Below are 20,275 nucleotides of genomic sequence, written 5' to 3'. Positions count from 1 at the left end.
AGTCAGGGCAGGCAGGGAGGCCCGCCTGCTGACGACCATGGTGGACGGCCTCCTTAGTTTTGTGCCCTGCGATATTGGTTAAGGCGCATCGAGTGAATTCATCGCACCCTGAGTAGATTTTCTAGCTCTGGCTGGCTCACCGCGGCGGAGGTTTACAAATTCACTATCTAGCGCTAAAACGGCCAATCGAAGCACGTGAAGAAAGCGGTTATAACAACTAGTGCAAGGAGCCGACCATGAACGGAAAACGCACTTCGCCGGAAAATGTTGGGCATGGCGTTCACCGCAAGATATTGCCCCTCGCAGTCCTGTTTCTCCTCTTGGGAATGCCGTTCGTCAGCAGTGCTGCCAATATCCCCACCGGATTCCAGAGCTACGCCAAAGTCGACGCGGGCGAGGGGCTGCAGTGCGTCGCTGGTGACATTACTGACCAAGACGCCATGAATGGAAGGGCGTACGTATACCTGGAAGAGAAGAAAACGCATCGTATTCGGTGGTCTGTCCGCATACCATTGCCTCCCAATCGCTACCAGAATCGTGCCACGCACTGCTTATCCGATGCCGGGAAGATCTATGCGCTGGTCCAGTCGGACACATCGCAGGCCCAAGCTCTGTCGCAGACCTTCGTTGATGTCGTCACGATGGATAAGGTGACCGGGCGCATCGAATCAACCGGAAAAGTGATCGCAGCGCAGGCTGGCCGTACGCCGTCTACATGGGTCGAAGCGGGAGCCGATAATTTTCGTATGGAAAACGGAAAGATTGTCGTAACGGGGAAATATTTCAACCTTCAAGACCCGGATACACGTAAGTCGTTCACCGCAAGCCCGACCCCCTGATCGACAAGGAGAGCGACATGGCGACCCGTCAAGAGCAGTTCATTGCAGATATCTATCCCGGCGCGAAGAAGATCGCAGAAGACACGGGGTCGTCGGTAGAGATCGTTCTTGCCCAGACCGCCCTTGAAACGGGATGGGGCCAGAAAGTCCTGCCTGGTACGAATAACCTTTACAACATCAAGGCGGATGCAGGCTGGAAAGGTAAGTCAGCAGAATTCACCGTACCTGAGGAAGATAAGAAGACGGGTGCGGTGTACATGTCCAAGGAAAAGTTTCGCGTCTACGATTCGTATGCCGAGTCTATGGCTGATCGCGCCAAGTTTCTTGAAGATAATCATAGGTACGAAAAAGCAGGCCTGTATAAGCCCGAGGTAAAAGGTCATCTAGAAAAGGAAGCAGAGGCCATAGCGAAGGCCGGCTACGCTACCGACTCTAACTACGCAGAGAAACTCGTCAAGATAGGCAAGGGGCCTAGCTTGAGAGCGGGGATCGAGCTTGCCGAAGGAAGGGCACCGCAATCCCATGGTGCGGACCATGATCGTCCGTTGCGCAAAGGTGAGAAAGGTGACGACGTAGGTGCCCTGCAGGCATCCCTGACGTCCCTCGGGTATAGCGACGCAAACGGTCGTGCACTAAGGCCAGACAAGGATTTCGGTACGGGTACGGACCACGCGGTGAGGGCGTTTCAGCATGATCAAGGGCTTCACCAGGATGGTGTGGCGGGGAAAGCCACGCAGGCTGCTTTGGCGGAAGCCTTAAAAGCGCAGAGATTGCCCAGCATGATGGATGTCGATCACCCCGCCAAGGGCATGTACGACCAGGCATTCCGCTGTGTCGCGCAGCTCGATAAGGATCACCAGCGCGAAACGGGGGCTCATAGCCAGATGCTTTCGGGAAGCCTCGTCTCAGCCGCCACGGCCGCCGGCTTCAGTCGCATCGACCACGTCGTGCTATCGGATGACGCAAGCCGGGCTTACGCGGTCCAGGGAGACATGAAGTCGCCGTTCAAGCAGCACATCGATGTCGACGTCGTGCAGGCGGTCCAGACGCCCCTGGCACAGTCCAGTGCCGAAGCAGCAACTCATATTCAAGCCAACGAACAGGCTCGCCTTCAGCAGAACCAGCAGCAGGCTGTCTCGCAACCGTCCCAGGATCCGCAGCAGTCTCCTCCGACCATGCAGAGGTAGCGGCTCAGGTCGGCGTCGTCACATCATCCCATTCGGCCTGCTCGAAACGCACAAGCCAGTTCAGTATGTGACGATGTTCGTGGCTACCCGTGGGATTCGTGTGGAGATGGATACGACAACGATCTAGCTCTGAGGTATCAGTCTAGGCTGAAGCTTGGATCCTATATTAAGAACGAAAGGCGGCGGCCGTCGTGAATAAGATTTTGCATTGGATATCAGGGAGTCATCGCAGTTCGCAAACTGTACGCAAGCTCGATCCGTTCCTCGGTCGAGTAGGACGACTTCTTCCCCGCATACAGTCCGTCGTTGTCGTATCGTGGAAAGACATGTAAGTGGTAGTGCCAGACATCCTGGTTGCCGGCAGGTCCATTATGCTGGCGGGTGGAGATTCCATCGCACTTAAAAACGCTCCGCATCGCCTGCGCTAGTCGGCGCGTGGCGCGAAAGAAGTCGTTTCCAAGATCGTCCGGGATATCCAAGACGTTTTCATGGTGCTTCCGCGGTATCACCAGACAATTGCCTTTTATCCCACCGTAGTAGTGCGTGGGCACCAACGCGAATACAGTGCTTTCGATCAGGACGACCGCCGATTCCGGCGCCGGCAGCGGCAGCGTCTCGGCGATACCGCAGAACGGGCATAAGTATCCGGGAGGTGCGTTCTTCATGCATATCCACTATGTCGGCGTCGTCACGTCATCCCATTCGGCCTGCTCGAAGCGCACAAGCCAGTTCAGCGCGTGATGACGTTCCTGGATCACGCCCGGGATGACATGGGGAGGGAAGTCGCGGCGGCCGAGCTCAGCCTCGCGTATGACCCAATGCGTGCGGAAGGTCATGTCGAGCGCGTCGAGGATATCATCGGTGAGACGCAGGTCACGCGTAGCCGGCATTCCATGCTCCGCATCGTCGAGCAGGCTGGCCGTGAGGCCGGCGACTTCGCAAATCGTATCCGGTGCAGGGTGGTCCGACCAAAGTCCTGCCGCCCAGGCCAGGGTCGCCATGCTCTCGTAGCGCCAACCCATCTGGGTGACGAGGTGCTCATCCGGGTTCTCGGCCTGGAGGAACGCTTGTTCGTCCGGCGACAGATACGGGAAGGCTCCTGGGAGGCGCTCGCGCATATGTTCGACATCGAGCCGTTCGCCGTCGCGGATGCCTTCGGCATAGGCGCTTACGAAAAGCAAGGCCATCACGCGTCCGACGACATCCGCCGGTGTACGCCATTGGGCTTCTTCCTCACCGACCACCGGTGGCAGGCTGGTCGAGGTGTGTATGCCTTTCTCCGAGAGTTCGGTCTCGATGACGGCTTTCCTCGCCACGGCATCGGCGGGATAGGGGACGTCCGCGGCAGGATCGCCGTCGCCCTCACTGTCGATAAGCACGCGGCCAGCCGTGTCGCGGACGCTTCCGTCGTCGTGAAAGACCACCGCGTTTGCCCGTTCGGTCCATCGCGAGAACGTGGGGAGGGCGGATGGCGCGACGCTCAGGCTGACGTGATGCTGCACCCTCTGCAGGTGCCGCATGAGGTGATAGCGCACGCGCGTCATCTCACCGTCGCCGCGGCTGAGCACATAGCCGATGAATCCCTCGAGGTGCCCAATCAGGTCGGGGTCGCCCAGGGCGCGCTGTCCGAGCACGCGATGGGGAAAATCGAGTGCGGGTAGCGTGCTTACCGTGGCATAGACGTTCAAGCGGAGTTCGCTTGCGTCCGGGTCGCCGCCCGTGGGGGACGAGAGCATCGATGTGAGGCGTGTGAACATGGAGGAGGCTTCCTTCGCAGGTTCCGACGATTCTATCGCGAGGCTTTCCTGAACCCTGGAAACAACAAAGCCCCGCATCGCTGCGAGGCTTCGTCTATAATTGGTGCCCAAGAGAGGACTCGAACCTCCACGGTTTTACCCGCTAGTACCTGAAACTAGTGCGTCTACCAATTCCGCCACCTGGGCAGGTGTCCCGAAGCATCGCTGCCCCGTGAGCCGCGTAGATTAGGTAGGTCGAGTATGCTTGTCAACTATTTTGCACCCCGGATGTGAAACTATTTCCCATCCCCCTTCAAAGGTTCTTACGTGACAAAGAAAACGAAAGGTTCGGATACCGAACGCGGTCCCCGTAAACCCAAGGCCAGCCGCGCCGGCAAGGCGCCGGAAGGCAACACCCCGGCGCATGCCGTGGTCGATCCCCATGCCGAGCGCGAAGCCCAGCGCTACGAGAAGCCTATCCCCAGCCGCGAGGCCATCCTGGCCCTGCTGGAGGAACGCGGCGAGCTGCTGGCTGAATACGACATCGCCCGGGCGCTGCGCCTGTTCGACGAATACGAGATCGTCGCCCTCAACAAGCGCCTGGGCGCCATGGTCCGCGACGGCCAGCTGCTGCGTAACCGCCGTGGCGACTACGCGCCGGCGCAGAAACTCAGCCTGATCCCCGGTCGCGTCATCGCCAATGCCGAGGGCTACGGCTTCCTGCGTCCGGACGAGGGCGGCGACGACCTCTACCTCTCGCCGCAGCAGATGCGCAGCGTGCTCCACGGCGATCGCGTGCTCGCCAGCGTGGTCGGCATCGACCGTCGCGGCCGCCGCCAGGGCGCCATCGTGGAAGTGCTGGAGCGCCGCTCGCCGCGGATGGTCGGGCGCGTGGTGATCGAGAACGGCGTGACCCTGGTCGAGCCGGACGATCGCCGCCTGCACCAGAACATCATGATTCCCGCCGGCCGCGACGCCGGTGCCCGCTCGGGCGAGATCGTCGTGGTGGAAATCACCGATCCGCCGACCCAGCAGCGCGGCCCCATGGGCACCGTGCGCGCCGTGCTCGGCGAGCGCCTGCAACCGTCGCTGGTGGTCGAGATGGCCATCGCCAGCCACGACCTGCCGCACGAGTTTCCGCCGCAGGTCATCCGCCAGGCCGAGGAAATCGAGCCCAAGGTCACCTCGGAAGAACGCAAGGGTCGCACGGACATCCGCAAGCTGCCCCTGGTCACCATCGACGGCGAAGACGCACGCGACTTCGACGACGCGGTGTATGCCGAGTCCCTGAAGGACGGCGGTTTCCGCATGATCGTGGCCATCGCGGACGTCTCGCACTACGTGCCGGTGGGTACCCCGCTGGACGTCGAAGGCTACAACCGCAGCACGTCCACCTATTTCCCCGGGTTCGTCGTGCCAATGCTGCCGGAGACCTTGTCCAACGGCATCTGCTCGCTGATGCCGAAGGTCGAGCGCCTGTGCATGGTCTGCGACATGGAGATCGACGAGGAAGGCGAGGTCACCCGCTCCAAGTTCTACGACGCGGTGATGTTCTCGCATGCGCGCCTCACCTATAACAAGGTCTGGCAGGCCGTGGGCGAGCGCAATGCCGACGTGCGCGACGAGATCGCCGACGTGCTGCCGCAGGTGGAAACCCTGCACAAGCTGTACAAGGTGATGGCCAAGGCACGCAAGCGCCGCGGCGCCATCGATTTCGAGACCCCGGAAGTCAAGTTCCGCTTGGGGCCAGCGGGCGATGTGCAGTCGATGGGCGCTTCGGATCGCAACGACGCGCACAAGATGATCGAGGAATGCATGATCGCCGCCAACGTGCAGGCGGCGCGGTTCCTCACCAAGCGCAAGGTGCCTGCGCTGTACCGCGTGCATGCCACGCCCCCGGCCGAGAAATACGAAGACCTCCTGCAGTTCCTCAAGGAGTTCAAGCTGAAGATGCCGCCGGCCGACGAAGTCACGCCTGCGGATTTCTCTGCGCTGCTGAAGAAGGTGCAGGACCGCCCCGAGGCGGAGCTGATCCAGTCGGTGCTGCTGCGCGCGCAGAGCATGGCCATCTACCACCCGGAAAACCAGGGTCACTTCGGCCTGGCGCTGGATGCGTACGCACACTTCACCTCGCCGATCCGCCGTTACCCCGATCTGCTGGTCCATCGTGCGATCCGCTACGCGATCACGCGGGGCAAGCCGTCGGAATACATCTACAGCGACACGCAGATGTCCGCCATGGCCATCCATTGCTCGCAGCGCGAGCGGCGTGCCGAGGAAGCCGAGCGCGACGTGGACGAGCGCTTCAAGTGCGCCTGGATGGAGAAACACGTGGGCGAGGAATTCGCCGGCACCATCACCGGCGTCACCTCGTTCGGGCTGTTCGTCGAGCTGGCCGCCTCGCGCGTGTCGGGTTTGGTGCATGTCTCGCAGCTACCCAACGATTACTACAAGTTCGATCCGGTACGTCACCTCCTGCAGGGTGAGCGCACCGGCGCGGCGTATCGCCTGGGCGACTACGTAAGCGTGCAGGTGCTGCGCGCCAGCCTGGAAGACCGCAAGATCGACTTCCGCCTCATCGCACGGCTGGCCGCGCTGCCCAAGCCCGCACCGAAGGTGGCCGCACCGGTCGCCGCGCCGCGCTCGGGCATGATGGAAGCGGGCAGGGCGATGGGTCGTGCGGCGAAGAAAGCCGTCGGCCGCATCTTCGGCAAGAAGACTCCGGCACCGGTGGCCGTCGAGGAACCGATCGCGCCGAAAGCCCGTCCGGAGCGTTCGGCGGCGGCGGAAACCACGGCCGATCGCTCGGAGCGTTCGTCGCAGCGGGGCTCCCGCCAGCGCGGCCCGCGTCAGGCGGGCGGTGGTGAACCGCGCCAGGACGACAACCGCTCGGGCAACCGTCGTGGGCCGCGTCGCGACGACACGCGCGACACGTCGCCGTCGCCATCTTCGGAGGCTCCGGCACGGGGCAGGGCGACATCGAAGCGCGGTGGCGCGCCGGCGGGTGCGGGTGTGTCGACCGAAGGCCGCTCGTCGGCTCCGGCCGCGAAGAAAACCGCCAGGAAGCAGGCCGCGGCACCATCGCACGCACCGACGACGGACACACCGACGGCGGAGCAGGCACCGGCGAAGAAGTCCACGACGCGTCGTGGTCCGCGTAAACCCAGGAGCAAGCCGCAAGCATGAGCGAGTCGTGGATCGTAGGCATCAATCCGGTCGAGGGCGCACTCGTCAACGACCCGGATCGTATCCGTGAAGTACTGATCGAGCAGGGTTCGAAGAACGCCCGTATCGCCGAGATCGCGGCACAGGCGCGCAAGCTCGGCCTGATCGTCAAGCCGGTGGCCAAGGAACAGCTGGAAAAGCTCGGTGGCGAAGCACGCCACCAGGGCGTCATCGCACGCTACGAAACGCCGCCGCTGCGCGACGAGAGCGCCTTGCCGGCGTTGCTCGAGGCGGCAGGGGCGGATGCGCTGGTGCTCATACTGGACGGCGTGACCGACCCGCACAACCTGGGCGCATGCCTGCGCAGTGCGGCAGCGGCCAAGGTGACGGCGGTGGTGGTGCCCAAGGATCGCGCAGTAGGCATCACCCCCACGGTGCGCCGCGCGTCCGCCGGTGGCGCCGACCTGGTGCCGCTGATCGCGGTGACCAACCTCGCCCGCGCCCTGCGCCTGCTGAAGGACGCGGGCGTCTGGATCACCGGGCTGGACGGCGACACCGACCAGTCCATCTACGCGATCGACCTGAAGGGGCCGGTGGCGCTGGTGATGGGTAGCGAGGGTGACGGCATGCGTCGGCTCACCCGCGATACCTGCGATTTCGTGGCGAAGATACCGATGCCCGGCGGGATGGAGAGCCTCAATGTCTCTGTCGCCACGGGTGTCGTCCTGTTCGAGGCATTGCGTCAGCGAGGTGCGAAGAAATGAATGCGATGTTCTGGCACGACTGGGCGGGTCTGGTCGGCGTGGCACTGGTGTTGATCGCCTTCCTCCTGCTCCAGGCGCACAAGGTGTCCGGCCAGGGTTGCGCCTATCAGGTGATGAACCTGCTGGGTGCGTTCGGCATCCTGCTGTCGCTGGTGTTCGGCATGTTCAACCTGTCGGCGTTCGTGCAGGAGCTGGCCTGGTTCCTGATCAGCGTCTACGGCATCGTCCGTGGCGCGAAGGTACGCAAGGCCGCGGCCGATCCCACGACCGGTTCCACCGGTCCGACCGTCGGCCCCTCCGTCTGACGAGCGGGTCAGCGCGGGGTTACGCACGCTCCGTATAATGGCAGAGGGTCGGCGCAATGCCGGCCCGCTTCCGGGGACGACCCCGGAACGCGCACCATCTCCGCGGGGACGACCCCGCTCTTGCGGAGCACACTCCCATGTATTGGTTGATTCTTGTCGTGGCCGGCTTTTTCGAAATCGCCTGGGCCGTCGGCCTCAAGTACACCGAGGGCTTTACCCGTCTGGTGCCCAGCGTCCTCACCGTGGGCGCGATGCTGGTGAGCATCATGCTGCTGGCCTTCGCGACGAAACAGCTTCCCCTGGGCACGGCGTACGCGGTGTGGACGGGCATCGGCGCCGTCGGCGCGGTGATTTTCGGTATCGTGTTGTTCGGTGAGTCGGCGCAGCCGTTGCGGCTGGTGTGCGTCGGGCTGATCGTGCTGGGGATTCTGGGGTTGAAGCTGACGCCGGCGTCTGAGTAACCCTGGATCGCGCACATCGTGCGCTCCTACCTGCACGGTTGACGTGACCGTTTATCGCGCACATCGTGCGCTCCTACCTGGGCGGGTAGCGTGATCGTGGATGCGTCGATGGGTAGGAGCGCACGATGTGCGCGATCCACGATCGGGCGCGGAACGGCCGCCTCACGCGAAACGGCTCCACGCGCCCGATCGATGTTACATATCCGGATTGGCGGTGGTATCGCGCTTGATCCGTGGCGCGACCAGCGGCTCGCCATGCACGACGAACCAGACGTTCTCGGCGATGTTGGTGGCGTGGTCGCCGATGCGTTCGATGTTCTTCGCCATGAACAACAGATGGGTGCACGGCGTGATGTTGCGCGGGTCTTCCATCATGTACGTCAGCAATGCACGGAACACCACGGTGTAAGCCTCGTCGAGGTCGGCGTCCGACTTCCACACTTCATAGGCGGCTTCGGCGTCCTGCGCGTCGTAGGCCTTGAGCACGTTGCGCAGCTGCTCGGCGGCCAGTTCGGCCAGGTTCTTCAGGCCGCCGGCGGCGCTGATCGGCGCCACGCGGCTGAGCGGGATGGAACGCTTGGCGACATTGGCGGCGTAGTCGCCGATGCGCTCGATATCGGCGGCGATGCGCAGCGCCGCGAACACGTTGCGCAGGTCGCCGGCGATGGGCGCGCGCAGGGCGAGCAGACGGACCACGTCCTGGCTGACTTCCTGTTCGAGGGCATCCAGCGCGTCGTCGTTGTCGACCACCCGCTGCGCCGCGCGCTCGTCGCGACGTTCCACCACGTCGATGGCGGCCTCCAGCTGCGCCACGGCCAGTTCGCCCATGCGGACGATCTCGCCGGTGGGGCGCTTCAGTTCGCCGTCGTAGCTCTTGATGATGTGTTCGTGCGGGTTGTTCATCGCGGGTGCCTCGAAGTGGGGAGCGCTCAGCCGAACCGGCCGGTGATGTAGTCTTCGGTCTGCTTCTTATCCGGCTTGGTAAAGATCTTCTCGGTCCGGTCGAACTCGATCAGCTCGCCCATGTACATGAACGCGGTCATGTCCGAGCAGCGCGCCGCCTGCTGCATGTTGTGCGTCACGATCACGATGGTGAACTGGCTTTTCAGTTCTTCCACCAGTTGCTCGATGCGGCTGGTGGCGATCGGGTCGAGTGCGGACGTGGGTTCGTCCAGTAGCAGTACTTCCGGCTTCAGCGCGATGCCGCGCGCGATGCACAGGCGCTGCTGCTGACCGCCGGAGAGGCCGAGCGCGCTCTGCTTGAGCTTGTCCTTCACCTCGTCCCACAGCGCGGCGCCGCGCAGGGCCTGCTCCACGCGGCCCTCCATGTCGCTGCGGTTGAGCTTCTCGTGGTGGCGAATGCCGTAGGCCACGTTCTCGAAGATGGTCATCGGGAACGGTACCGGCTTCTGGAACACCATGCCGACCTTGCTGCGCAGGCGGTTGAGCGAGTACTTCGGGTCGAGGATGTTCTCGCCGTCCAGCACGATCTCGCCGCTGGCGCGCAGGCTGGGATAGATCGCGTAGATGCGGTTGAAGATGCGCAGCAGGGTGGACTTGCCGCAACCGGACGGCCCGATGATGGCGGTGACCTTCTTCTCCGGCACGTCCATCGCGATGTTCTTCAGCGCGTGGAACTCACCGTAGTGGAAGTTGAGGTCGCGCACGGTCATCTTCGGCGCCGCCTGGCCGAGGTCGACGGCGGCGGCGTGCGGCGAGGTGCCGAATCCGGGCTTGGACGCGACTTCGTTGAGATTAGTCATTGGACACCTTGGAACGCGAGAAGACGAAGCGGGCGGTAAGGCTGAGCGCCAGCACGAACATGGTGAGCACGAAGGCGCCTGCCCAGGCCAGGGTGTTGATGTCCGGGCTGGGGTCCTTCGTGTATTCGTAGATGACCTGCGGCAGGCTGGGCATCTTGTCGATGGGGTTGAAGGTCATGAAGTTGTTGCCGAACGCCGTGAACAGCAGGGGCGCCGTTTCGCCACTGATGCGAGCCAGGGCCAGCAGCACGCCCGTGACGATGCCAGAGCGCGCGGAGCGCACCAGGATCTGCAGGGTCAGCTTCCACTGCGGCACGCCCAGCGACAGCGCCGCCTCGCGCAGCGTGCCGGGTACCAGCCGCAGCATTTCGTCGGTGGTGCGGACGATGACGGGCAGGGCGATGAGGGCCAGGGCGATGCCGCCGGCGATGCCGGAGAAGGTCACATCACCGCCGGTCAGCCACTTGGACGGCAGCACGATCACGGTATAGACGAACAGGCCCAGCACGATCGACGGTGCCGAGAGCAGGATGTCGTTGAGGAAGCGGATGGTCGGCCCCAGCCGCGAGCGGCGCGAGTATTCCGCCAGCCAGGTGCCGGCGGCGACGCCGATGGGCGTGGCGATCAGGATGCCGATCACGTTGAGGATGAGGCTGCCGACCATGGCGTTGGCCAGGCCGCCTTCCTCGCGGTACGCGGTGATCTTGGTGAACAGCTGCGGCCGGAGGCCGGCGATGCCCTGGCTCAGGGTTTCCCAGAGGATCCACGCCAGGAACAGCAGGCCGATGCCGGTGGCGAGCACGCTGAAGACCATCGCGAGGATGTTCTTGATACGGCGCCGGGTATACAGCGAGGCGGACATCAGGTGCCCTCCTTGGTCGCCAGGCGGCGGAGCATGAGTCGCGCGATCAGCAGCACGATGAAGGTCACCACGAACAGCAGGAAGGCGAGCGCCATGAGTGCCGATTTCTGCAGGCCCTCCGCTTCGCCGAACTGGTTGGCGATGGTGGAGGCGATGGAGCTGCCGGTCTCGAGGATGGACGGGGTGAACTGGAAGGTGTTGCCCAGCACGAAGGCGACCGCCATGGTCTCGCCCAGTGCGCGGCCCAGGCCGAGGAAGATGCCGCCGATCACTGCCGTGCGGGTGTAAGGCACCACGATGTCCCACACCACTTCCCACGTGCTGGAACCCAGCGCGTATGCCGACTCTTTCAGCCGGGTGGGTACGGTCTGGAAAACCTCGCGCATCACCGAGGAAATGAACGGGATGATCATCACCGCCAGCACCAGGCCCGCGGTGAGCACACCGGCGCCGAAGAACGGGTATTCGCTGGAGAAGAACTTCGCGATCCAGGGCACGTGCTGCACCAGCCACGACACCTGGCCGTCCGGTGGCTCCGTGCTGAGGTTGTTCATCAGCCACGGCTTGATATGCGCGGCCACGAAGGGCGCGAAGATGAAAAGACCCCACATGCCGTAGATGATCGACGGAATGCCGGCCAGCAGTTCGATGGCCGAGCTGACCGGACCGCGCAGCCAGCCGGGCGCGATTTCGGTGAGGAAGAGGGCGATGCCGAAGCTGACCGGCACGGCGAAGATCAGGGCGATGAGCGCGGTAACCACGGTGCCCATGACGGGAACCAGGGCGCCATAGCGGTTGTTGGTCGGGTCCCACTCGGCGCTGGTGAGGAAGCCCCAGCCGAACGTGGCGAAGGCGTCGCGGCCCAGCCACAGCGTGGAGGCGGCGGCGCCGACGAGGCAGACCAGGACCAGGAGGGCGCAGGCTTTCAATGCCCAGCCGAATATCCGGTCGTTACGCGTGTCCCGCGCGTTGCGGGAAGCTTCCGCCTGGCGTTCCCGATCGGCTACGGCGTTGCTGACGGTGGCGTGCATGGTCGGTGCGAATTCCCGAAAGGCCTTTCAAACATGTGGGTCGCCGCTCCTGTCGGAACGGCGACCCGCCTGGACGATACTGTGGGCCGCGGATGTGTCAGCCGACCCATCGGTGTCGAATCAGTTCTTGAACTCCGACGCCCAGTAGGCTTCGATCTGCTGGACCAGCGGCGCCGGCAGGGCGACGTAGTCGAGCGAAGCGGCCTGCGCCTGGCCCTTCTCGAGCGACCACTTGAAGAAATCGAAGGCGACCTTGCTGTGCGAGGCGTTCTTGGACTTCTTGTACATGATCGCCCACGTGGTGGCGGTGATCGGCCAGGCCTGCGCGCCCGGAGCGTTGGTCATGATCAGGTTGAAGTCCTTGGCGGACTTCCAGTCGGCGGTGGCAGCGGCGGCACCGAAGGCCTCGGCGTTCGGCTGCACCCACGTACCGGCGGCGTTCTGCATCTGGGTGTACGAGAGCTTGTTCTTGGTGGCGTAAGCGTATTCGACGTAGCCGATCGAGCCCGGGATCTGGCGCACGTACTGCGACACGCCTTCGTTACCCTTGCCGCCGACGCCAGCCGGCCATTCCACGGCTGTGCCGAACTTCACCTTCGAGGCCCACTCCGGGCTGACCTTGGACAGGTAGTTGGTGAAGTTGAACGAGGTGCCGGAACCGTCCGAACGGTGCACGACGGTGATCTTGACGTCGGGAACCTTCACGCCCGGGTTGAGCGCGGCGATCTCGGGATCGCTCCACTTGGCGACCTTGCCCAGGTAAATGTCGGCCAGCACCTTGCCGTTGAGCTTCAGCTGGCCCGGGGCGACGCCCTGGAGGTTAACGATCGGCACGATGCCGCCGACCACGACCGGGAACTGGCCCAGGCCGAACTTGGCGAGGTCTTCGGCGCTCATCGGGGCATCGGACGCGCCGAAGTCGATGGTGCCTTCCTTGATCTGGGCAATGCCCGCACCCGAACCGACCGACTGGTAGTTCAGCTTGTTGCCGGTGGCTTCGGCATAGGTGGCGGACCACTTCGACAGCACGGGGTAAACAAAGCTCGAGCCTGCGCCCGTGATATCGGTGGCCTGGGCGGACATACCGAACAGGGATGCGGCGACGAGCGCGGCGATGCGGAGTTTACGTGTGAACACGGGGTGGTCCTCGGATGGATGAGTGTCAGGCTTGTACGCCTGGGGCCGTATTGCAGCCCTGCCGTGTTGCAATGAGACGTACTGAATGTTGCAGCCTCATGACACTCGCCTTTTTGGTGTCATATTCAGGAACTTACGAAACCCCTCAGACGACGATCGGGGCCGCCTGGTCGCGTTCTGCCAGCTCCAGATGACGCCAGCGGTTGACGATCCGGCAGAAAAGCTCGGCGGTCCGCTCCGCGTCGTAGATCGCCGAATGGGCTTCGCGGGTGTCGAACGACAGCCCCGCGGCGAGCACGGCCTTGCTCAGCACCGTCTGCCCGTAGGCCAGGCCGCCCAGCGTGGCGGTGTCGAAGCAGCTGAAGGGATGGAAGGGGTTGCGCTTGTGCCCCGTGCGGCGCACGGCGGCGTTGAGGAAGGCCAGGTCGAACGCGGCGTTATGGCCCACCAGCACGGCACGCTGGCAATCGGCGGCCTTGACGGCGTCGCGCACGGCCTGGAACACATGGTCCAGGGCCTGGCGCTCGGGCAGGGCGCCGCGAAAGGGGTGATCCGGGTCGATGCCGGTGATCTCGAGCGAACGCGGGTCGATGTTGGCGCCCGGGAAGGGCTCCACGTTGGCCGCCACGGCCGGCTGCGGCACCAGGAGGCCCGAGGGCTCCATCGTCACCACGACCACGGCGATCTCGAGCAGCGCGTCGCGCTCCGCGTCGAATCCCCCGGTTTCCACATCCACGATGACCGGCAAAAACCCCCGGAACCGCGCTGACATGCTCGAAGCGGTGCTGTTACTCGTCGTATCCATCCTTAAAGGATATCAGCCGGGGGCGCGGTGCGTCCGCGTTAAGCGGATGTGCGCGTGTCTTCGATCTGTCACAAAAAGGGCATGGAACGGTAAACCCCACGGCTCATTCTTCGCGCCGTTGGCCCTGCTTGAGGATTTTCGGACAGAAAAGACTCAGCAGGGGCACAGGGGTCTACACACATTTCATACAGCGGAGAAATCCCAATGCGTTCCAAGTTGCTCACGGTGGCCATCGCCGCCGGTCTGGGCCTGACGAGCTTCGCGGCCCTCGCGGCCACGCCGAAGTCGCAGCAGCCGGCCCGTGTCACGGTCGACGCCGCCACCCTCCAGCAGCTGCAGGCGCAGCTGGCCGCCCTCCAGTCCCAGGTCGCCGACCTGCAGGCCAAGCAGGAAGCCCAGGCTGACGCCCAGATCGAAACCGCCAAGGTGGTCAACGACACGCAGGTGGCGGCGGCCAAGCCGACCGACGAACTGGCCAAGAAGCTCGACGCGCTGAACAAGCTGGTGGACAACACCAAGGTCGGCGGCACGATGTTCTTCGACGCCACCAACCAGGATCACGACGAGAAGATCGGCAACGCCCGCTCGCTCCAGAAGGACGGCCACGGCTCGACCAACGGTACCGGTTTCGACGTCAAGCGCTTCTACCTGACGGTCGACCACAAGTTCGACGACGTCTGGTCGGCCAACCTGACCACGGACTTCAACTACCAGTCCACGCTGTCGCAGACCAGCCTGTTCGTGAAGAAGGCCTACGTGCAGGGCAAGTTCGACCCGCTCTTCACCGTGCGCTTCGGTGCGGCCGACATGCCCTGGATCCCGTTCGTCGAGAAGTGGTACGGCTACCGCTACGTCGAGAACACCATCACCGATCGTTCGTTCGAAGGCGGCCGCAGTGGCGGCACCGCGACGGCCGGCGGCGTGGGCTCGTTCGGCAACTCGTCCGACTGGGGTATCCATGCCATGGGTGCCACCACCGGCGACAACGCCGTCAACTACCAGTTGTCGGTCGTCAACGGTCGCGGCTTCCGCAACCTGAGCCGCTCCAAGAGCGTCGACACCGAAGGCCGCTTCGCCTACTCGCCGATCGAGCAGATGGTGATCGCCATCGGTGGCTACACCGGCAAGCGCGGCAACGACGTCGAGAACGGCGCCCCGACCCGCACCGCCACCCGTGGCGACGTGCTGCTGGCCTGGCGCGACAAGACCTGGGGCGCGGGCGTGGAGTACTTCCACTCCGAGAACTGGGACGACATCCTGAAGTACCAGGGCGCGGGTCCGGGTGTGGGTGCCGCTACCAACACCACCAAGGACAAGGCCGACGGTTACTCGGTCTGGGCCGACTGGCACTTCTACGAGCAGTTCGCCGTCTTCGCGCGCGCCGACAAGCTCAACTACAAGTACAACAACCTGCTGAACGTCGAAGAGAAGCTCAACGACAAGTACTACAACGCAGGCGTGTCGTACGATGTGCTGAAGAATCTGAAGCTGGCACTCGTCTACAAGCACAACAAGCTGGACGGTCCCTTTGCTACCCCGTACCACTACAAGACGAACGAAGTGGGTTTCTGGGGCATGCTGAGCTTCTAACGGGCATCCTAACGGAGTTCTGCTCAAGGACGAACCGGACGGCGGGCGCAAGCCCGCCGTTTTTTTTGTGCGTTGCGAATGATCTCAGCCCTCGGGGCCGTCATCCGGACGTCCAAACTGAATGCCTACACCCCGTCGGGACGGGCGAAAGGCCGTCAAAACCGTTGTCACGTCACGTTTTCGAACAGAAAACTGCGTCATGCCTGAATTTGCTGCGTCGCCACACTTGCGGTCGCCGGTGCGCCTGTCGTAGGTTCGGCCCATGGACACCCCCGCCGCCCTCGTCATGCGCCGCTTCGCAAGCACGTTCTTCGTGTTCTTCGTGTTGCTCGTCGCCTGCATGGGCGTCAGCGCCGCACCCGCCGCGGCGGAGGCGCTGTCGGTGACGATGGCCCAGGAACATGCAACGCAGCATGCCCATGTCGCCGCCGCGGACGACACCGTCGCCTTCGACGATCAAGACGCCGTGCCCTCGCTGGAAGACAACAGCGGCGGCGGCCTCGACGACACCTTCGACGTGCCGCCCCTGCACATCGTGTCGATACCCCGCATCGCCACCACCGGCCATGCGGACGTGCGCCCCCAACCGCACGCGCATCACCATAGCCTGGACCTGCGCCCTCCCATCGCCTGATGTCCTCGCGGCGCCCGCGCGCGCCGCTTCCGCCAGCCCGTGTCGCGACCGTCGTCGCCATGCCGGGGCCTGTGCAACCCCATGTCCTTTCCCTTTCCCCGCGTGTCGGCACCTTTGCCGGCCGCCGCGAGCGTGAGCGCTCGCGCCCCCTTTCCGCCAAGAAGAGAGAAACCACCATGGAACGTCTCATCCAGGGCTTCGACAACTTCCGCCGCAACATGACCGACGACCAGCGCGAGGTCTTCACCCGCCTGGCGTCCGGCCAGACACCCCACACCATGTTCATCACCTGCGCCGACTCGCGGATCATGCCCGAGCTGATCTTCAACGCGCAGCCGGGCGACCTGTTCGTCTACCGCAACGTCGGCAACATCGTGCCGCCGTATGCCCAGCACGTCAGCGGCGTGGTCGCGGCCATCGAGTATGCGGTCACGGCGCTGAAGGTCCAGCACATCGTGATCTGCGGCCACTCCGACTGTGGCGCGATGAAGGCGCTGCAGAACCCGTCGGTACTGAAGGGCAAGCCCTCCGTGGAGCAGTGGTTGAAGCATGCCGACGTGGCCCGTTACGTCGTCGCCGAGAACCGTCCCACCATGATGGGCGAGGAAGGTCTGCGCTACCTTACCGAAGAAAACGTGGTCGGCCAGTTGGAACACATGCGCACCTTGCCGGCGGTCGCTGCCGCCATCGCCAACGGCAGCCTGCGTATCCACGGCTGGATCTACGACATCGCCCAGACGGAAATCACCGCCTTCGATCCCCTCGAAGGCCGGTTCCGCCCCCTCGTCGCCGGCGATGCCCACGCGCCCGACGCGACACCGCACGCGCGTTTCTCAACGCCGCTGCCGGTGGCAAACGCCGCTTAAGGAAAGCCAGACATGCGCGCTTATTTCTCCCAGGGCCTCTTTGGCCGCGACCTCCTCGGTTCGGTGGTCGTTTTTCTTGTCGCTCTGCCGTTGTGCATGGGGATCGCGATCGCGTCGGGTATGCCACCCAGCGCGGGACTGATCACCGGCATCGTGGGCGGTATCATCGTCGGCTCCATCGCCGGTTCGCCGCTGCAGGTCAGCGGCCCGGCGGCGGGCCTCGCGGTCCTGGTGTTCGAATTGGTGCGTGAGCACGGCGTGGCCGCCCTCGGCCCCGTCGTGCTGCTGGCGGGCCTTATCCAGGTCGTCGCCGGCCTGTGCAAGGTCGGCGTCTGGTTTCGCATGACCTCGCCTGCCGTCGTGGCGGGCATGTTGTCGGGCATCGGCATCCTCATCGTGGCGTCGCAGTCGCATGTGCTTCTCGACGCCATCCCCAAGGCCCGTGGCCTGGAGAATTTCGCGGCGCTGCCCGCTGCGGCGTGGGAGTCGGTGACCGGTGCGGCGGAGGGGCAGGCCCCGGCCGCCCTGATGATCGGCCTCGGCACCATCGCCATCATGCTCGGCTGGGAGAAACTGCGTCCGGCCAAGCTGCGTTTTGTGCCCGGTGCGCTGCTGGCGGTGGTCGCGATGACCCTGATCGCGCAGCTCACCGCCGTGGACGTGAAGCGCGTGGACGTGCCGGCCAACCTGTTCTCGGCGGTCAGCCTGCCCAGCATGGGCAGCCTGTTTGGCCTGTTCGACGCCACTCTGCTGGTAGCCGCCGCCACGTTCGCCTTCATCGCCAGCGCCGAAACGCTGCTGTCGGCGGCGGCGGTGGATCGCATGCACGAGGGCGTACGCACCAACTACGATCGCGAACTGACCGCGCAGGGCGTGGGCAACCTCATCTGCGGTTTCCTCGGAGCACTGCCGATGACCGGCGTGATCGTGCGCAGCGCGGCCAACGTGCAGGCGGGCTCCGCCACGCGCATGGCCGCCATCCTGCACGGCGGCTGGTTGCTGGCCTTCGTGATGCTGCTGCCGTGGCTGATGCGGATGACACCGGTCTCGTGCCTTGCCGGCATCCTCGTTTTTACCGGCGTCAAGATGGTCAACCCTGGCCAGATCAAGTCGCTGGCGGCCTACGGCAAGGGCACGGCGGCGGTGTACGTCGCCACCACGGTCGCCATCGTCGCGACCGACCTGCTCACCGGTGTGATCGTCGGCTTCGGCCTGTCGCTGTTCCGCCTGGCGCTGCTCTCGTCCAAGCTGAAGATGGACGTGCAGCACCACGACGAGCCCGGCCACGCCACGCTGCATCTGGAAGGCTCCGCCACGTTCCTCAAGGTGCCGACCATGGCACGCAAGCTGGAGGCCGTGCCGGCCAACACCCGCCTCAACGTGCGCATGGATCGCCTGGTCCACGTCGACCAGGCGTCGCTGGAGTTGCTACGTGAGTGGGGCCGCAATGCCTCGAAGCGAGGCTGCGAACTCGTCGTCGACTGGCACGAACTCGGCCGCCGTGTCGAAGGCGCACCCAAGGCCGCGTAACTTCGCCGCGCGGCCTGCGAAACCGCACGGCCTAGAACGGCTCGTGTAGGAGCGCACGATGTGCGCGATTCCTCAACGTTGCTATACCGAATGAAGCAAAACGCCGGCAATAGCCGGCGTTTTGCTTCCTGCTTTTTGCTTCGTTTGGCGTTCGGAAACGCCGGCGGCTATGGGTGCATGGCTTCGTTCGCTTTAGCGGCGCTGAGGGTTCGCGCACGTGCGTGCGCTCCTACGCACGGATTCCGTCGGGCGCGTCGCGCATTGCCCCGGTCCGGCGCATCAACGATCCCCCGTTCCGGCGCATCAACCTTCCCCCGTCGGGCGCATCCGGTCAGGCCGCTTTCGTCTTCTGCTTGTAGGCGCAAAGATCCACGATCGCGCAGCTCGGGCATTCCGGCTTCCGCGCCTTGCACACGTAGCGTCCGTGCAGGATCAGCCAATGGTGGGCATCCTGGATGAACTCCGCCGGGATGACCTTCTCCAGCTTGTCCTCGACCTTGCGCACGTCGGGACCTGGAGCGAGCCCGGTGCGGTTGGCGACGCGGAAGATGTGCGTGTCCACGGCGATGGTCGGTTCGCCGAAGGCGGTGTTGAGCACCACGTTCGCGGTTTTCCGCCCGACGCCGGGCAGCGATTCCAGGGCCTCGCGTGACTTCGGTACCTCACCCGCGTAGCGGTCGACGAGGATCTGGCTCATCGCGATCAGGTTTTTCGCCTTGTTGTTGTAAAGGCCGATCGTGCTGATGTACGGCTTGAGCTTGTCCAGGCCCAGGTCGAGGATCTGCTGCGGCGTATTGGCCACGGGAAACAGCTTGCGCGTGGCCTTGTTCACGCCCACGTCCGTGGACTGGGCCGACAGCGCCACGGCGGCGAGCAACTCGAACGGCGTGGTGTACGCCAGTTCGGTTTTCGGATGCGGATTCAGCTCGCGCAGGCGGCTGAACATCTCGACCACATCGGCTTTCTTCACGGGCTGTCCTTCTTCCGTGCCCTGGCCCGGGCGAGGGCCTCGAGCACCGCGTTGCGTGCGGCGGGTGCGGCCACGTCGGCCTTGCTCGCCGCCAGTTGGCGTTCGCGCTCGGCGCGTTCGCGGGCAAGCCGGGCCTCCCGGCGCTGGAAATGCCGTCGCGCGGCATCCGCGTGCCGGGGATCCTCGGCTTGCGGAGCAGGCATGGGATCGAGTCGGATGCAATCGACCGGGCAGGCGGGTACGCATAACTCGCATCCGGTGCAGAGGTCGCTGAGCACCGTGTGCATCACCTTCGAGGCGCCCACGATGGCGTCCACCGGGCACGCCTGGATGCACTTGGTACATCCGATGCAGTCGGCTTCGACGATGCGTGCCAGCGTACGCGGCTTTTCCACGCCGTGAGCGGGGTCCAGCGGCACGACCGGGCGATCCAGAAGATGGGCCAGCCGGCGAATACCCGCCGCGCCGCCGGGCGGGCAGCGATCGATACCCGCCGCGTCCGCGGCGATGGCTTCCGCGTAGGGACGGCAGCCGTGGAAACCGCACTGCTCGCACTGGGTCTGCGGCAGGAGGGCGTCGATGCGATCGGCGAGCGTTGGCGTCATGGCTGGCGCGCGGCCGGTGGGCGGA

At 64.4% G+C, this 20,275-nt stretch carries 20 protein-coding genes and 1 tRNA gene; 10 read left to right on the top strand and 11 right to left on the bottom strand.

Annotated elements, in window-relative coordinates; all coding sequences use genetic code 11:
- Positions 1 to 236: 236 nt before the first annotated feature.
- Both AB8808_RS13885 and AB8808_RS13880 read left to right on the top strand, forming a co-directional pair.
- The gene (locus tag AB8808_RS13885; protein WP_369930256.1) at positions 237 to 839 is read left to right on the top strand and encodes a hypothetical protein; all 603 of its coding nucleotides are present in this window, start codon (positions 237 to 239) and stop codon (positions 837 to 839) included.
- 17 nt (positions 840 to 856) lie between these two features.
- Complete coding sequence (locus AB8808_RS13880) at positions 857 to 2,026, top strand: glucosaminidase domain-containing protein (protein ID WP_369930255.1); 1,170 nt, start codon at positions 857 to 859, stop codon at positions 2,024 to 2,026.
- Between the two features lie 215 nt (positions 2,027 to 2,241).
- Here the strand turns inward: AB8808_RS13880 and AB8808_RS13875 are convergent, their stop codons facing one another.
- The 3 genes from AB8808_RS13875 to AB8808_RS13865 form a co-directional block, all read right to left on the bottom strand.
- Positions 2,242 to 2,691 carry an HIT family protein gene (locus AB8808_RS13875; RefSeq protein WP_369930254.1) on the bottom strand — a complete coding sequence of 150 codons (450 nt, stop codon included), beginning with the start codon at positions 2,689 to 2,691 and terminating at the stop codon, positions 2,242 to 2,244.
- 9 nt (positions 2,692 to 2,700) lie between these two features.
- Positions 2,701 to 3,714, bottom strand: coding sequence for a DUF4272 domain-containing protein (locus AB8808_RS13870; protein ID WP_369930253.1), 1,014 nt, complete (start codon positions 3,712 to 3,714; stop codon positions 2,701 to 2,703).
- Positions 3,715 to 3,884: 170 nt separating this feature from the next.
- A tRNA-Leu gene (locus AB8808_RS13865) sits at positions 3,885 to 3,969 on the bottom strand.
- 222 nt (positions 3,970 to 4,191) lie between these two features.
- On the opposite strand from AB8808_RS13865, the gene rnr reads away from it, so the two are divergent.
- From rnr to sugE, 4 genes are all read left to right on the top strand, one after another.
- Positions 4,192 to 6,948, top strand: coding sequence for a ribonuclease R (gene rnr, locus AB8808_RS13860; protein WP_369931259.1), 2,757 nt, complete (start codon positions 4,192 to 4,194; stop codon positions 6,946 to 6,948).
- A complete protein-coding gene (rlmB, locus tag AB8808_RS13855; RefSeq protein ID WP_036140713.1) occupies positions 6,945 to 7,691 on the top strand; it encodes a 23S rRNA (guanosine(2251)-2'-O)-methyltransferase RlmB in 747 nt (248 codons plus the stop codon). Before rnr ends, rlmB begins: the two co-directional genes overlap by 4 nt.
- The gene (locus tag AB8808_RS13850) at positions 7,688 to 7,996 is read left to right on the top strand and encodes a CBU_0592 family membrane protein (protein ID WP_369930252.1); all 309 of its coding nucleotides are present in this window, start codon (positions 7,688 to 7,690) and stop codon (positions 7,994 to 7,996) included. Before rlmB ends, AB8808_RS13850 begins: the two co-directional genes overlap by 4 nt.
- A 137-nt stretch (positions 7,997 to 8,133) precedes the next feature.
- Positions 8,134 to 8,457, top strand: a complete 324-nt coding sequence (gene sugE, locus AB8808_RS13845; RefSeq protein WP_369930250.1) for a quaternary ammonium compound efflux SMR transporter SugE — start codon at positions 8,134 to 8,136, stop codon at positions 8,455 to 8,457.
- 195 nt (positions 8,458 to 8,652) lie between these two features.
- On the opposite strand, the gene phoU is transcribed toward sugE, so the two are convergent.
- The 6 genes from phoU to rnt all read right to left on the bottom strand — a co-directional run bounded on the left by phoU (position 8,653) and on the right by rnt (position 14,055).
- A complete protein-coding gene (gene phoU / locus AB8808_RS13840; RefSeq protein WP_369930249.1) occupies positions 8,653 to 9,360 on the bottom strand; it encodes a phosphate signaling complex protein PhoU in 708 nt (235 codons plus the stop codon).
- A 26-nt stretch (positions 9,361 to 9,386) separates the two neighbouring features.
- Complete coding sequence (gene pstB, locus AB8808_RS13835; protein WP_036140716.1) at positions 9,387 to 10,220, bottom strand: phosphate ABC transporter ATP-binding protein PstB; 834 nt, start codon at positions 10,218 to 10,220, stop codon at positions 9,387 to 9,389.
- Positions 10,213 to 11,082, bottom strand: a complete 870-nt coding sequence (gene pstA / locus AB8808_RS13830) for a phosphate ABC transporter permease PstA (RefSeq protein WP_036140717.1) — start codon at positions 11,080 to 11,082, stop codon at positions 10,213 to 10,215. Before pstA ends, pstB begins: the two co-directional genes overlap by 8 nt.
- Positions 11,082 to 12,113: a phosphate ABC transporter permease subunit PstC gene (pstC, locus tag AB8808_RS13825; RefSeq protein WP_036140718.1), complete on the bottom strand. Its 1,032-nt coding sequence runs from the start codon at positions 12,111 to 12,113 to the stop codon at positions 11,082 to 11,084. Before pstC ends, pstA begins: the two co-directional genes overlap by 1 nt.
- Before the next feature lie 120 nt (positions 12,114 to 12,233).
- Positions 12,234 to 13,196 (bottom strand): phosphate ABC transporter substrate-binding protein PstS, encoded by a 963-nt coding sequence (gene pstS / locus AB8808_RS13820; RefSeq protein WP_240003968.1) that lies wholly within the window; start codon positions 13,194 to 13,196, stop codon positions 12,234 to 12,236.
- 199 nt (positions 13,197 to 13,395) lie between these two features.
- The gene (rnt, locus tag AB8808_RS13815; RefSeq protein ID WP_369930248.1) at positions 13,396 to 14,055 is read right to left on the bottom strand and encodes a ribonuclease T; all 660 of its coding nucleotides are present in this window, start codon (positions 14,053 to 14,055) and stop codon (positions 13,396 to 13,398) included.
- A gap of 204 nt (positions 14,056 to 14,259) precedes the next feature.
- Between rnt and AB8808_RS13810 the strand changes: the two genes are divergently transcribed.
- From AB8808_RS13810 to AB8808_RS13795, 4 genes are all read left to right on the top strand, one after another.
- A complete protein-coding gene (locus AB8808_RS13810; RefSeq protein WP_036140721.1) occupies positions 14,260 to 15,645 on the top strand; it encodes a hypothetical protein in 1,386 nt (461 codons plus the stop codon).
- Positions 15,646 to 15,907: 262 nt separating this feature from the next.
- Complete coding sequence (locus AB8808_RS13805) at positions 15,908 to 16,279, top strand: hypothetical protein (protein WP_369930247.1); 372 nt, start codon at positions 15,908 to 15,910, stop codon at positions 16,277 to 16,279.
- Between the two features lie 176 nt (positions 16,280 to 16,455).
- Positions 16,456 to 17,145, top strand: a complete 690-nt coding sequence (locus tag AB8808_RS13800) for a carbonic anhydrase (protein ID WP_036140723.1) — start codon at positions 16,456 to 16,458, stop codon at positions 17,143 to 17,145.
- 12 nt (positions 17,146 to 17,157) lie between these two features.
- Complete coding sequence (locus AB8808_RS13795) at positions 17,158 to 18,675, top strand: SulP family inorganic anion transporter (protein WP_369930246.1); 1,518 nt, start codon at positions 17,158 to 17,160, stop codon at positions 18,673 to 18,675.
- A 331-nt stretch (positions 18,676 to 19,006) separates the two neighbouring features.
- On the opposite strand, the gene nth is transcribed toward AB8808_RS13795, so the two are convergent.
- Positions 19,007 to 19,645 carry an endonuclease III gene (gene nth, locus AB8808_RS13790; protein ID WP_369930245.1) on the bottom strand — a complete coding sequence of 213 codons (639 nt, stop codon included), beginning with the start codon at positions 19,643 to 19,645 and terminating at the stop codon, positions 19,007 to 19,009.
- The gene (locus AB8808_RS13785; RefSeq protein ID WP_369930244.1) at positions 19,642 to 20,250 is read right to left on the bottom strand and encodes an RnfABCDGE type electron transport complex subunit B; all 609 of its coding nucleotides are present in this window, start codon (positions 20,248 to 20,250) and stop codon (positions 19,642 to 19,644) included. The genes nth and AB8808_RS13785 overlap by 4 nt, the downstream gene beginning before the upstream one ends.
- Positions 20,251 to 20,275: the final 25 nt, after the last annotated feature.

The sequence above is a fragment of the Xanthomonas sp. NCPPB 2632 genome (assembly GCF_041228075.2).
Taxonomy (GTDB): domain Bacteria; phylum Pseudomonadota; class Gammaproteobacteria; order Xanthomonadales; family Rhodanobacteraceae; genus Luteibacter.
Note: the sequence above shows the minus strand (reverse complement) of the source record. Positions and strands in the feature narration are given on the sequence as shown.